Annotated in this window: 11 protein-coding genes; 4 read left to right on the forward strand and 7 right to left on the reverse strand. The window is 71.9% G+C overall.

Annotation, left to right across the window (positions count from 1 at the left end; all coding sequences use genetic code 11):
* Positions 1-4: 4 nt before the first annotated feature.
* From ACIBF7_RS09145 to ACIBF7_RS09155, 3 genes are read right to left on the reverse strand one after another with little or no spacing between them, the layout of a single operon-like run.
* A complete protein-coding gene (locus ACIBF7_RS09145) occupies positions 5-784 on the reverse strand; it encodes an enoyl-CoA hydratase/isomerase family protein (RefSeq protein ID WP_219544402.1) in 780 nt (259 codons plus the stop codon).
* Entirely contained in the window at positions 781-1,695 is a 915-nt protein-coding gene (locus tag ACIBF7_RS09150) for an alpha/beta hydrolase (protein ID WP_271276562.1), read from the reverse strand. Before ACIBF7_RS09150 ends, ACIBF7_RS09145 begins: the two co-directional genes overlap by 4 nt.
* Before the next feature lie 9 nt (positions 1,696-1,704).
* Positions 1,705-2,406 carry a gamma-glutamyl-gamma-aminobutyrate hydrolase family protein gene (locus ACIBF7_RS09155; RefSeq protein ID WP_271276561.1) on the reverse strand — a complete coding sequence of 234 codons (702 nt, stop codon included), beginning with the start codon at positions 2,404-2,406 and terminating at the stop codon, positions 1,705-1,707.
* A 488-nt stretch (positions 2,407-2,894) separates the two neighbouring features.
* On the opposite strand from ACIBF7_RS09155, the gene ACIBF7_RS09160 reads away from it, so the two are divergent.
* Positions 2,895-4,013 (forward strand): FAD-binding oxidoreductase, encoded by a 1,119-nt coding sequence (locus ACIBF7_RS09160; RefSeq protein WP_219544399.1) that lies wholly within the window; start codon positions 2,895-2,897, stop codon positions 4,011-4,013.
* Here ACIBF7_RS09160 and ACIBF7_RS09165 read toward each other — a convergent pair whose 3' ends face one another.
* Positions 4,014-4,805 carry a helix-turn-helix domain-containing protein gene (locus ACIBF7_RS09165; RefSeq protein WP_187281192.1) on the reverse strand — a complete coding sequence of 264 codons (792 nt, stop codon included), beginning with the start codon at positions 4,803-4,805 and terminating at the stop codon, positions 4,014-4,016.
* A 135-nt stretch (positions 4,806-4,940) separates the two neighbouring features.
* Between ACIBF7_RS09165 and ACIBF7_RS09170 the strand changes: the two genes are divergently transcribed.
* Positions 4,941-6,023 (forward strand): WD40/YVTN/BNR-like repeat-containing protein, encoded by a 1,083-nt coding sequence (locus ACIBF7_RS09170; RefSeq protein ID WP_397196826.1) that lies wholly within the window; start codon positions 4,941-4,943, stop codon positions 6,021-6,023.
* A 3-nt stretch (positions 6,024-6,026) separates the two neighbouring features.
* A complete protein-coding gene (locus ACIBF7_RS09175; protein ID WP_148031980.1) occupies positions 6,027-6,335 on the forward strand; it encodes a MoaD/ThiS family protein in 309 nt (102 codons plus the stop codon).
* Positions 6,336-6,344: 9 nt separating this feature from the next.
* Here ACIBF7_RS09175 and thyX read toward each other — a convergent pair whose 3' ends face one another.
* From thyX to ACIBF7_RS09190, 3 genes are all read right to left on the reverse strand, one after another.
* Positions 6,345-7,073, reverse strand: a complete 729-nt coding sequence (thyX, locus tag ACIBF7_RS09180) for an FAD-dependent thymidylate synthase (RefSeq protein WP_148031981.1) — start codon at positions 7,071-7,073, stop codon at positions 6,345-6,347.
* Positions 7,074-7,138: 65 nt separating this feature from the next.
* On the reverse strand, positions 7,139-8,284 hold the full coding sequence (locus tag ACIBF7_RS09185) for an amidohydrolase family protein (RefSeq protein ID WP_397196827.1): 1,146 nt from the start codon (positions 8,282-8,284) through the stop codon (positions 7,139-7,141).
* A gap of 50 nt (positions 8,285-8,334) precedes the next feature.
* Positions 8,335-10,461 (reverse strand): anthranilate synthase component I, encoded by a 2,127-nt coding sequence (locus tag ACIBF7_RS09190; RefSeq protein ID WP_148031983.1) that lies wholly within the window; start codon positions 10,459-10,461, stop codon positions 8,335-8,337.
* A 232-nt stretch (positions 10,462-10,693) separates the two neighbouring features.
* Between ACIBF7_RS09190 and ACIBF7_RS09195 the strand changes: the two genes are divergently transcribed.
* Positions 10,694-12,133 (forward strand): glycosyltransferase family 39 protein, encoded by a 1,440-nt coding sequence (locus tag ACIBF7_RS09195; RefSeq protein ID WP_148031984.1) that lies wholly within the window; start codon positions 10,694-10,696, stop codon positions 12,131-12,133.
* Positions 12,134-12,260 lie beyond the last annotated feature (127 nt).

Genomic DNA, 12,260 nt, shown 5'->3' on the forward strand with positions numbered 1-12,260 from the left:
CCCCTCAGGTGAAGCGGGGCGGACGCTTCTCGCGCAGCGCGCGGAGCCCCTCGGCGGCGTCGGGGCCGGTGAAACCGAGGAACTCCATGGCGAGCGAGGCGTCGAACGCGGGCCCGGCCATCCGCAGCCAGTTGTTGAGCGCGTACTTGGTGAGCCTGATGGCCTCCTGCGAGCCCGCGGCGAGCTTGACCGCGATCTCCATGGCGGTGTCGTGCACGGCGTCGTCGTCGACGCAGAGGCTGACCAGGCCCATCTTCTCGGCCTGCTCGCCGGTGACGGGCTCGCACAGCAGCAGGTGGTACTTGGCCTTGGCCATGCCGCACAGCAGCGGCCAGATGATGGCGGCGTGGTCGCCCGCGGCGACGCCGAGCCGGGTGTGGCCGTCGATGATGCGGGCGGTGCGGCCCGCGACCGAGATGTCGGCGAGCAGGGCGACGGCCAGCCCGGCGCCCACGGCCGGCCCCTGGATGGCCGAGACTACGGGCTTGGCGCAGTTGAGCACGTTGTAGACGATGTCGCGGGCCTCGGCGAAGACGCGCAGCCGGGTGTCGTGGTCGCGGGTCATCTCCTCGATCATGGACAGGTCGCCGCCGGCGGAGAACGCCTCGCCCTCGCCCCGGATGACCACGGCCCTGACGGAGTCGTCGCGGTCGGCGTCGCGCCAGATCTCGGCCAGCTCGCGGTGGCCGGTGCGGTCGACGGCGTTGAGCCTGCGCGGCTCGCTGATGGTGATCCGCAGCACGCCGTCGGCGGGGGTGTCGGTCTTGAGCCGCTCGTAGGTCACAGCGACTCCTTGAGCCGGGCGGCGATGTACTCGCGGGCCTCGGCCGCCTGGTCGAACAGCCGCGGCAGGGCGAAGAAGCTGTGGACCGCGCCGTCGAAGCGGCGCAGCTCGACCGGCACGCCCTCCTCGGCGAGCCGGGCGGCGTAGCGTTCGCCCTCGTCGCGCAGCACGTCGCACTCGGCGGTCACCACGGTGGCCGGGGGCAGCCCGGCGCATGAGGCCAGCCGCAGCGGCGACAGGCGCGGGTCGCCGGGGTCGGCCCCGGCGGCGTACTGGCGCAGGAACCAGGCCGACTCGGCGGCGTCCAGGCCGTAGCCCTCGGCGAACTCGCGGTAGCTGAGGGTGTCCATCAGCGCGTCGAGCATCGGGTAGACCAGCACCTGGTGGGCCAGGCGGAGCCCGGCGTCGCGGGCCTGCCAGGCCGCCACCGCGGCGAGGTTGCCGCCGGCGCTGTCGCCGATCACCGCCACCTTGCCGTCGCACTGGTAGAAGGCGGGCCGGGCGAAGACGTCGCGCACGACGGTCCAGGCGTCGTCGGCGGCGGCCGGGAACGGGTGCTCGGGCGCGAGCCGGTAGTCGACCGAGACGACCACGGCGCCGGTGCGAATGGCCAGGTCGCGGCCGAGTGCGTCGTTGCGCTTGACGCTGCCGAAGACGAACCCGCCGCCGTGGAAGTAGACGACGACGGGCAGCGGCTCGTCACCGCGGTCGGCGCGGTAGATGCGGATGGGCACGCCCTCGGCCGTCTCGTCGCGGACCGAGGGCAGCTGCGTGAGCGGCCCGCGCTGGGCCGCGAGGCCGTCGACGGCGCGCATCTCCCGGATCCGCTCCAGATCGAGCGTGGCCGGGTCGACGCCCAGGTCAGACGGGTAGGCGGCGATGTACGCGCGTGCCTGGGGATGCAGCGACATGATCGAAGCCTAGCGGGCCGCCTCCACGAGCGCATCGAACAGGCCGTTGCCCTTCCCGCCGTCGCCGGTCTCGCGCTCCGGGTGCCACTGCACGCCCACGCCGAACCGGTGGCCCTGCAGCTCGATGCCCTCCACGATCTGGTCGTCCGCCCAGGCCACGGCCAGCAGCCCGGTGCCGAGCCGGCGCACCGACTGGGTGTGCGGGGCGACGGCCTTCACGTGGTCGCCGACGGCCTTGCCGAGCTTGCTCGACACGCTCACCTGGATGCGGTGCGGGGCGCCCGGCTCGTTGTGCCGCTCGCTCTCCAGCATCTCGGGCAGCCACGGGATGAGGCTGCCGCCCTGGGCCACGTTGAGCACGTGCATGCCGCGGGCGATGCCCAGGACGGGGATGTCGGCCTGCACGGCGGCCCTGGCCAGGGCCAGCTCGAACCGGTCGCGGTGCGGCTGCGGCTCGGGGGCGCGCGGGTCCTGCTCGTCGCCGTAGGCGGCCGCGCCCACCTCGGTGCCGCCGGTCAGCACGACGCCGCGCAGCCCGCTGACGTAGGCGGCGATGGCGTGGGAGTTGATCGGCGGCAGCACGACCGGCGCGCCGCCGGCCCTTTCGATCGCTCTGGCGTACGAGGGCGGGGAGAGCACGGCCTCCCGTACGTAGTCATCCCAGCGGGCGGCTTCGAAGTAGGCGGTGACGCCTATCAGCGGTCGGGACATGCGATCTCCAGGGGAGCGTTGTGCAGGGGTGGCCTGGGGCGCAGGCACATGCCCCATCATGGCGCACACCATTTCGGTTATGTCGCTTGTCCCACAAGTCTCCTGGGGGCTGCCCCTCTGGAGCCCGCCGTCCGGTCCCGCGGCGGGGCGGGCGGGGTGAGCCGGAGCAGGGCGGCGGGACGGGCAGACCGCCCGGCAATCCGCCCAAATCCCGAAATTTCATTATGAAAGGCGAATACAACTCCTATTCGCGTTCAATACTCGAAATACAGCCCCGGCAAGATGGGGAAAATAATGTGACCGTTACTGAAAGTTCAGATGTGCACCTCATTGGGTGAATCGGTTGTGAGGTTACAGAGGCGGTGTAACACTGGATTTCGAGCGATCGGATGTGCCGGGGCATACCGGACGCTCGTCACCCGGAGCCGCCAGGGAGGTGGGACGACACGACCGGAATAACTTTCCGGCCAATAGGACGGGTTGGGTATATGTCATTGAATCCGCGCCTGGTCAAGGAGAGCTTCTCCATCATCGAGCCGGTGGCCGACAAGGCGGCCGCCTACTTCTACGGCAGGCTGTTCGCGGAGAGCCCGCACCTTCGCGGGATGTTCCCGCCGGCCATGGACGTGCAGCGCGACCGGCTCTTCAGCGCGCTGGCCCGCATCGTGTGGAGCGTCGACAGCCCGGAGAGCATGCGCTCGTTCCTGGGCCAGCTGGGGAGGGACCATCGCAAGTACGGAGTGGTCGCCGAGCACTACACCGCCATCGGCAGCGCCCTGGTCGCCACCGTCCGGCGCTTCGCCGCCGACATCTGGAACGCCGAGATCGAGGCCGCGTGGGTGTCGGCGTACACCGCCGCGGCCAATCTGATGATCGAGGCGGCCGAGGCCGACGCCGGGGTCTCCCCCGCCTGGTGGCTGGCGGAGGTGCTGGACCACGAACGCCCTCACGACGACATCGCGATCCTCACCCTGCGCCCCACCCAGCGGCTGCCGTTCACGCCGGGCCAGTACGTCAACGTGCAGACCTCACGCTGGCCGAGAGTGTGGCGGACGTACTCGATCGCGAACGCGCCGCGCCCGGACAACGCGCTCCGGCTGCACGTGCGCGCGGTGCCCGGCGGCTGGGTGTCCACCACGCTCGTCCGCGACACGCGCATCGGCGACACGGTCATGCTCGGGCCGCCGATGGGCACCATGACGCCGCCCGAGCGCGGCGTGCGGGACCTGCTGTTCGTGGCCGGCGGTACCGGGCTGGCACCGCTGAAGGCGATCATCGAGCAGGTGATCGCCTCCGGCTGCCGCCCTTCCATGCACCTGCTGTTCGGCGCGCGCACCTCGGCCGAGCTGTACGACCTTCAGGACCTGATCCGGCTGGAGTCCTCGTTCCCGTGGCTGCGGGTGCTGCCCGTGGTGTCGGACGAGCCTGGCTACGAGGGGATGCGCGGCCGCCTGCCGGACGTGACCCGCCGCTTCCACTCCTGGGCCGAGCACGAGGTGTACGTGTGCGGGCCGCCCTCCATGGTCACCGAGACCGTACGCAACCTGCAGGCCGACGGGGTGCCGCCGGCGCGCATCCACCGGGACGTGGTGCACGGCGAGCGGTGATCAGCGGAACGCCGCCGCGGTCTCGTCGTCGGCCGGCCAGAACGTCTCGATGGCCAGCTCGGAGACCGTCACCTCCACGGGCGTGCCGAAGGTCGCGATCGTGGTGAACATGGACAGCACGCGGTCGCCGTGCCTGATCCGCAGCGGCAGGAGGATGTCGCCGGGGCCGGGCACGTGCGCCACGTTCAGGTCCACCCCCGGATACCGGTAGGCGGCCAGCTCGTCGTGCAGCTCGGCCAGCCGCCCGTCGCCGGACATCTCGGCCTGCCTGCGCAGCCGGTGCAGCAGGTGGGCGCGGACCTCGGCCAGGTTCAGCAGCCGCCCGCCCATCGCCTCCGGGTGCAGCGACAGCCGCATCACGTTGACCGGCTCCTCCAGCAGCTCGGCCGGGACCCCCGCCATGAACATCCCGGCCGCCGGGTTGGCCGCCACCAGGTTCCAGGCGGCGTCCACGACCAGCGCCGGGTACGGCTCGTGCCCGGCCAGGATCGTGTCGAGCGCCTGCCGTACGACGTGCATCTCGGGCGCGCGCACCGCGCGCTCGGCGAACACCGGCGCGAACCCGGCCGCGATCAGCAGCCTGTTGCGGTGCCGCAGCGGCACCTCCAGCTCCTCCGCCAGCTTCATCACCATCTCCCTGCTGGGCCGGGCGCGCCCGGTCTCCAGGAAGCTGATGTGCCGGGCGGAGACGTCCGCCTCGATCGCCAGGTCGAGCTGGCTGACCCGGCGCCGCTGCCGCCACGATCGCAACAGATCACCAAAAGCCTCTTCTTGTACAGCCACAGCTCCCATGTCCCGATACGTTAGCGACAAAGGGGGAAGTGCCACGATTACCTGGCAGGTAATCGTGCGGCAAATCTCCCAGTACTCGGCGAGCCGGTCACCCGCGTGGCACGATGGCGGCATAGCGACCATGGGAGCGATGCCATGACAGACGCAGTGCTCGCGATCGGCACCCGCAAGGGCCTGTTCCTCGCCCGCTCCACCGCCGCAGGCGCGTTCCGCGTCGAGCCGATCGCGTTCTCCACCGTCGGGATCCACTCCGTGGCGATCGACACCGGGGGCGCGGCTCCCCGCCTGCTGGCCGGCATCGAGTACGGGCACTTCGGCCCCTCGGTCATGTACTCCGACGACCTCGGCGGGACCTGGCGGGAGGCCGAGAGCCCGCCGATCGCCTTCCCCGAGAAGACCGGGGCCACGCTCACCCGCGTCTGGCAGCTCACGCCCTCCCCGTCGGAGCCCGGCGTGGTGTGGGCCGGCGTGGAGCCGGGCGCGCTGTTCACGTCGGAAGACGGCGGCGTCACCTTCAGCCTGGTGGAAGGCCTGTGGGAGCACCCGCACCGGCCGCGCTGGCAGCCGGGCGGCGGCGGCGGGCTGTGCCTGCACACGATCATCCCGCACCCGTCCGACCCGCGCGTGCTCGGCGTGGCGATCTCCACCGGCGGCTTCTACCGCACCACCGACGGCGGCCTGTCGTGGGAGGCGGCCAACCAGGGCATCCGCGCCCCGTTCCTGCCCGAAGGTCAGCAGTATCCGGAGTTCGGCCAGTGCGTGCACAAGGTGGCGATGGAAGCGGGCCGGCCGGAGCGGCTGTTCCTGCAGCACCACTTCGGCGTCTACCGCAGCGACGACTTCGGCGGCTCCTGGCACGACATCGGTTCGGCGCTCCCCTCCGACTTCGGCTTCCCCGTCGTCACGCACCCGTCGCGCCCCGGCACGCTGTACGTGCTGCCGCTGCACGCCGACATGGACCGCACCCCGGTCGGCCACCGCTACCGCGTCTACCGCAGCACCGACGCCGGCGGGTCGTGGGAGCCGCTGGAGCGCGGCCTGCCCGAGGGGCCGGTGCACGCGAGCGTGCTGCGCGACGCGATGGCCGCCACGGAGGCGGGCCTGTTCTTCGGCACCCGCGGCGGCGAGGTCTACTGGTCGGCCGACGACGGCGCGAGCTGGTCGCTGGCGGCCTCCCACCTGCCTGACGTGCTGACCGTGCGGGCGGCGGTGCTCTGAGCCATGGCCCGTCCCGTGATGCTGGTCGTGTTCGTGCTCCCCGCCGCCCTGCGCAGGTGGGTGAGCGGCCGTACGGAAGTGAAGGTGTTCGCGGTCGGGCCCGACCGCGACTCGCCGCCCACCCTGGGCGCGGCGCTCGACGTGCTGCGTCGCACCCACCCGCTGCTGGAGGAGCGGATCAGGGACGAGTACGGGCGGATCCGCCGCCACATCAACATGGTCGTGTGCGGCGAGAACGCCCGCGGCCTCGGCAGCCTCGACTGCACGCTGCCGCCGGGCGCGGAGGTGTACGTCATGCCCGCCCTGGCCTGACCCGCTCGATCAGGGGCAGACGCGGCCGTTGGCCTCGAACGCCGCGTGCGTCAGCGGCATCAGCCCGGCCCACAGCGACTCCATCTTCTCGGCCACCATCTCGATCTCCCGCTGCGGGAACGACGGGAAGGCGGAGTCGTCGCGCCGCACCCGGAGCGAGAGGAAGTTCATCAGGGCGCGGGCGTTGCAGGTGGCGTACATCGAGGAGTAGAGGCCGACCGGCAGGACGGTCCGGGCTACCTCGCGGGCGACCCCGGCCTCCAGCATCTCCAGGTAGGCGCGGTAGGCCTGCCGGTAGCTCTCCGTCGTCGCCTCGGTCACCACCTTGTGCTGCTCGGGGGTGCCCTCGCGGAACACGTACTTGCCGGGCTTGCCTTCCTGCACCAGCTTGCGGTCGGGGCCGGGCACGTAGAAGACCGGCACGAGCTGACGGTATCGGCCCGACTCCTCGTTGTAGGAGAAGGTGCGGTGCCGCATGAACTCGCGGAAGACGAAGATCGGCGCGCTGACGTAGAAGGTCATGGACGAGTGCTCGAACGGCGTGCCGTGCCTGTCGCGCATGAGGAAGTTGATGAGGCCCTTGGACCGCTCGGGGTCGGCTTCGAGCTCGGCGAGCGAGCTCTCCCCCTTCGTGGAGACCCGCGCCGCCCAGAGCACGTCGGCGTCCGACGCGGCGGACTTGACGAGCTCCACGTCCATGTCGCCGCGGAACGTGATCTCAGGTTCGGCGCTGCCCATGGGAACCCCCCGGTCGGTTCAGTGGTGATGACGGCATCCAAGCAAACCACAGGCGAGGGCCGGGCTCACAGGCGGTAGACGCGGCGGGCGTTCCCCGCGCCGATCATGTGGGCGATCCTGGCGGCGTCGGCGGCGCTCCACTCCCCCGCGTCCAGCCGGGCCTTCAGCGCCGCGCCGAGCGCGCGCCGGAAGTAGACCGCCCCCAGGTGACACGTCTCGGCCAGCTCGCGGCAGCCGGACCCGTACAGCTGCTTGTGGAACGGGGCCAGCTCCAGCAGCTCGGCCAGCACCCGGGGCGACCCGGCGCCGGTGTGGGCCAGGGCGAGCCCGACGTCCACGTACACGTGCGGGAAGGCGTGCGCCAGATAGGCGGCCTGGCGCTGGTACGGATAGCAGGTGAGCAGGACGACCGGCACCCCGGCCGGCTGCAGCGCCCGGATGAAGCCGGTGAGCAGGGCCGGGTCGGCGAGGTGCGGCCCGGCGTCGCAGGCGCCGAGGCCGGCGTGGATCTGCAGCGGCAGCCCGCGCTCCCTGGCCACGTCGGCGGCCGACCAGAGCAGGTGGCGGGCCAGCGCGGGCTCGGCGAGCGGCTGCTTGGGGTCGGCGAGCCGCCGGTTGGCGGCGGCGAGCACCGCGCCCCGGCTGGGCCTCGCGGGGTCGAGGCCGAGGCCGCACAGACCGGCCACCACGGTCTTGAGCGCGACCGCGCGGGCGGCGCGGGCGGACAGCTCGTCGCCGAGGCTGTCGAGGTAGTCGACGGCGACGCCCGCCATCTCGGCGACGTCCTGCTCGATCTGCTCGATCCTGACGACCTCGCCGGCGGCGGCCTCGCCGCCGGACCCCATCTCGGCCGCCGTCAGCAGGTCTGCGCCCTCGGGGCCGGTGTCGACGAGGAAGGCGGACACGCCGGACGCCCGCAGCAGGAGCCGGTTGACCTCCGCCGCGCCCAGCTCGGCGCGGCGGGACAGGTAGACCGGCGGCGGCGCGTGCGGCTCCAGGCCGAGCACGGGCGCGCACCAGCGTCGCACGGCCGCGCCGAGCGGGGTGTCGAAATGGGTGGTGCCGGGCGGGGCCGGGCTGCCGCCCTCGTTGAGCAGCAGCTCGAACCGCCCGCGGGTCAGCTCGTCGCGGCGCACCCCGTGGCAGGCGTGGTCGACGAGCGGGGCGAGCAGGGCGTCACGCACCGTGTCGGGCAGGTCTACGGGGAGCATGCGGGAGACTCTAGGCGGTCCCCGCACGCGCCCGCGGACGTTTTACCCACTCACCGGCGGCACAGGCGCAGCACGTTCCTGATCACCTTGGCCCCGGCGCCGTCCTCGGCGGTGAGGATCGACTCCGGGTGGAACTGCACGCCGAAGCGGCGCCGGTCGGGGTCCTCGATCGCCATGACGTTGCCGTCGGGGGTGACCGCGGTCGGGGTGAAGCCGACGACGCCGGGCCGCTTGGCGTGCAGCGAGTGGTAGCGGGCGGCGGTGAACTCCTCGGGCAGCCCGTCGAGCAGCACGCCGGCGCCGAGCCGGGAGACCTGCCCGCGCTTGCCGTGCTCGGGGTAGTCGAGCAGTTCGAGCGTGCCGCCGGCGTGCTCGACCATCGCCTGCAGGCCCAGGCAGACGCCGAACACCGGCAGGTCGCGGGCGTAGATCTGGTCGATGAGCGCGGCCGTGCCGAAGTCGGCGGGCCAGCCGGGGCCGGGCGAGAGCACCACCAGGTCGGGGCCGATCTCGTCGAGCATCTCCGTCGGGAAGCCGTGGCGCAGCGTCACCACGTCGGCGCCCTCCTGGCGGAAGTAGTCGGCGAGCGTGTTGACGAAGGAGTCCTCGTAGTCGACGAGCAGCACCTTCATGCCCAGCCCCGGCTGCTCCCTGGCCGGGGTCTCGGCCACGGTGTCGGGCGCGCCGACCGCGGCGAGCGCGCCGAGCAGGGCGCTGGCCTTCAGCTCGGTCTCGCGCTCCTCGGCCTCGGGGTCGGAGTCGAACAGCAGGGTGGCGCCGGCCCGCACGGTGGCCAGGCCGTCCTTGATCTGGGCGGTGCGCAGGGTGAGGCCGGTGTTCATGGAGCCGTCGAAGCCGATGAACCCGATGGCGCCGCCGTACCAGCGGCGGGTGGTGGCCTCGTGGTCCTCGATGAACTGCATGGCCCAGGTCTTGGGCGCGCCGGTGACGGTGACGGCCCACATGTGGGTGAGGAAGGCGTCCAGCGCGTCGAACTCGGGGCGCAGCCGGCCCTCGATGTGGTCGACGGTGTGGATGAGCCGCGAGTAGAGCTCGATCTGGCGGCGGCCGATGACCTTGACGGTGCCGGGCACACAGATGCGCGACTTGTCGTTGCGGTCGACGTCGGTGCACATGGTCAGCTCCGACTCCTCCTTGACGCTGGTCAGGAGGGTGCGGATGGCCTCGGCGTCGCCGACCGGGTCGGCGCCGCGGGCGATGGTGCCGGAGATCGGGCAGGTCTCGACCCGGTCGCCGCTGACGCGCACGTACATCTCGGGCGAGGCGCCGACGAGGTGCTCGCCCTCGCCGAGGCTGATGATGAACTCGTACGGGGCGGGGTTGCTCTTGCGCAGCCCGCGGTAGAAGCCGGACGGGTCGGCGCAGGTGGCGTGGAAGACCTGGCCGGGCACCACCTCGAACAGGTCGCCGCGCTTGAACCGCTCCTTGGCCGCGGCCACGACCTCTGAGTACTGGCCCCTGGGCGGGTTGGGCGGCACCTCGGCGGGGGCGACCTGCGGGCGGGCCTCGCCGGTGCGCTCCAGGCCGCGGGTGCTCCGGCCGTCGACGGTGAACTCGTAGCGGCGCTCGAAGCAGGTCTCGCGCTGGCGGTCGATGACCACGAGCCGGTCGGGCAGGTGGAGGACGAGGTCGCGCTGGTCGGCGGGGCGGTCGAGCCGGTGCTTGATCGGCTCGAACTGGAAGGCGAGGTCGTAGCCGAACGCGCCGTAGAGCCCGAGGTGCGGGTCGGCGCCCTTGAAGGTCGCGATGACCTCGCGGATGGCGGTGAAGACGGTGGGCCGGCGGCTGCGCATCTCCTCCGGCAGCAGGTCCTCCGACTCCGGGACGTGCACCTGCACGAAGTCGGCGGTGGGCTCGCCGACCGGCTTGCCCGCGGCGAGCAGGCAGGAGGCGACGGCGGGCAGCACGACCCGGCCGCGCTCGTTGAGCGCCCTGGCCGAGATGGTGCGGCCCTTGGCGACCAGCTCCACGCAGGGGTCGACGTAGCCGAAGGCCCATCGGCTGTAACGGCCGGGGTAGTCCATGCCCGAGGAGAACGCGCCGCCGCGCCGCTCTCCCAGAGCCGTCACGATCTCTTCGAGCGCGTCCTCGGACACCTCGCGCACCTCGAGCTCGACGTCGATGCCCTTGGCGGTGGTATATCCGCTCGTCTCCACTGCTGCCCCTTCGCGCACTTCGATCAACGAGCCCCGGGGCGAACACGACAAAGGCCGCCGAACCGGGGCGGCCTGCCAGAGGGTATGCGAAATCTTCGCGCCGCCTAGGAGCGGCGCCACCACTGAAGCTCGGCGTGAGTTCGCATGAGGCAAGGCTACTCCGGGCTGTCAAGATCGCGCAACGCGACGCGCAGGTGGCACGAAGGATCTACGGCGCATAGGTTGGATCGTCATGGACAGCCCCCTCGCGTGGCGGCCGGTCACCGCCGTCTCCGCGGTCCTCGTGACGCTGCTGCTGGCACTGAGCCCCCGCTACGGCTACCACCGCGACGAACTGTACTTCCGGGCACTCGCGGACTATCCGGACTGGGGGTACGTGGACCAGCCGCCGTTCACGCCGATGGCCGCCAGGCTGTCCATGGCGCTGTTCGGCGACTCCCCGACCGCGCTGCGGGTGCTGCCCGCGCTGGCGGCGGCGCTGCTGGTGGTGCTGACGGCGCTGATCGCCCGCGAGCTGGGCGGGGGCGGCGCGGCGCAGACCCTGACCGCGGCCGGCACCGCGACGGGCGCCTACACGCTGATCGCCGGGCACACGCTGCTCACCGCGAGCTTCGACCTGCCGATCTGGGCGGCGGCCATCCTGTTCATGCTGAAGGCGCTGCTGCGCGACGAACGCTGGTGGCTCGCGGCCGGCGCGGTGATCGGCGCGGCCACGTACAACAAGCTTCTGATCGTGATGCTGGTGCTGGGGCTCGCGGCCGGGCTGCTGGCCGCGGGGCCGCGGCGGCTGCTGGCGAGCAAGTGGCTGTGGGCGGGGGCGCTGGTCGCGGCCGTGCTGGCGCTGCCGAACTTCGTCTACCAGCTCACCCACGACTGGCCGCAGCTGAAGATGGCGGCGGGGCTGAGCGAGGGCGACGGCGACACGATGCGGCTGCTGTTCACGCCGATGCAGCTGCTGCTGTTCGGGCCGGTGGTGGCGGTGATCGCCGGCTTCGGGTTCGTGCGGCTGTGGCGTGACCGGCGGGTGCGGGCGCTGGCCGTCGCCTATCCGGCGGCCGCGGTGGTGACGGTGATCAGCGGCGGCCGGTTCGACTACACGGCGGGGCTGGTCCTGCTGCTGTTCGCCGCGGGCTGCGTGACGGCGGAGTCGGCGGGGCGGGAGAAGATCAAGTCGGCGGGCCTGTCACTGGCGGTCAACGGGCTCGGCAACGCGGTGATCACACTGCCGCTGGTGCCGCTGACCATGCTGGCGAGCACGCCGGTGCCCCTGATCAACGAGGTGGCGCGCGAGTCGATCGGCTGGCCGGCGTTCAACGCGGCCGTCACCGGGGTCCTTGACTCGCTGCCGCCGGAGGAGCGCCGGCGCGCCGTCGTGGTCACGGGCAACTACGGGGAGCACGGCTCGCTCGTGCAGGGCGGCCTGACGCGGGTCTACTCCGGCCACAACCAGCTCTGGGAGTACGGGCCGCCGCCGGACGACGGGGACCCGGCGATCATCGTGAACGTCGGCAGGATGCGGCGCGACCTGCAGTACTCCTCCTGTGAGGTGCGTGCCAGGGTCGACAACGGCCTGGGGCTGGACAACGAGGAGCAGGACATGCCGGTGTTCCTGTGTCAGGGGCTGCGGCAGCCTTGGACGGCGACCTGGCATCGGTGGCAGCAGTTCGACTGACCACATTACATTTTGTGACATACGGCGCATTGTCAGGATTTTCTCTTGCAATCCCGACAAGGTCTCTTCACTCTTCTCCACAGAGCCGTAAAGATCAGCTCTTTCCCGCTGGTGTGAAGGAGAGCCG

This window comes from Nonomuraea sp. NPDC050478, from assembly GCF_044458265.1.
Lineage (GTDB): Bacteria > Actinomycetota > Actinomycetes > Streptosporangiales > Streptosporangiaceae > Nonomuraea > Nonomuraea ferruginea.

Excerpts from the sequence above, each read along its gene's own strand:
- ACIBF7_RS09155 (WP_271276561.1), bottom strand. The coding sequence starts at position 2,406 with ATGTCCCGACCGCTGATAGGCGTCACCGCCTACTTCGAAGCCGCCCGC.
- thyX (WP_148031981.1), bottom strand. The coding sequence starts at position 7,073 with ATGGGCAGCGCCGAACCTGAGATCACGTTCCGCGGCGACATGGACGTG.
- ACIBF7_RS09170 (WP_397196826.1), top strand. The coding sequence starts at position 4,941 with ATGACAGACGCAGTGCTCGCGATCGGCACCCGCAAGGGCCTGTTCCTC.
- ACIBF7_RS09185 (WP_397196827.1), bottom strand. The coding sequence starts at position 8,284 with ATGCTCCCCGTAGACCTGCCCGACACGGTGCGTGACGCCCTGCTCGCC.
- ACIBF7_RS09175 (WP_148031980.1), top strand. The coding sequence starts at position 6,027 with ATGGCCCGTCCCGTGATGCTGGTCGTGTTCGTGCTCCCCGCCGCCCTG.
- ACIBF7_RS09195 (WP_148031984.1), top strand. The coding sequence starts at position 10,694 with ATGGACAGCCCCCTCGCGTGGCGGCCGGTCACCGCCGTCTCCGCGGTC.
- ACIBF7_RS09160 (WP_219544399.1), top strand. The coding sequence starts at position 2,895 with ATGTCATTGAATCCGCGCCTGGTCAAGGAGAGCTTCTCCATCATCGAG.
- ACIBF7_RS09150 (WP_271276562.1), bottom strand. The coding sequence starts at position 1,695 with ATGTCGCTGCATCCCCAGGCACGCGCGTACATCGCCGCCTACCCGTCT.
- ACIBF7_RS09165 (WP_187281192.1), bottom strand. The coding sequence starts at position 4,805 with ATGGGAGCTGTGGCTGTACAAGAAGAGGCTTTTGGTGATCTGTTGCGA.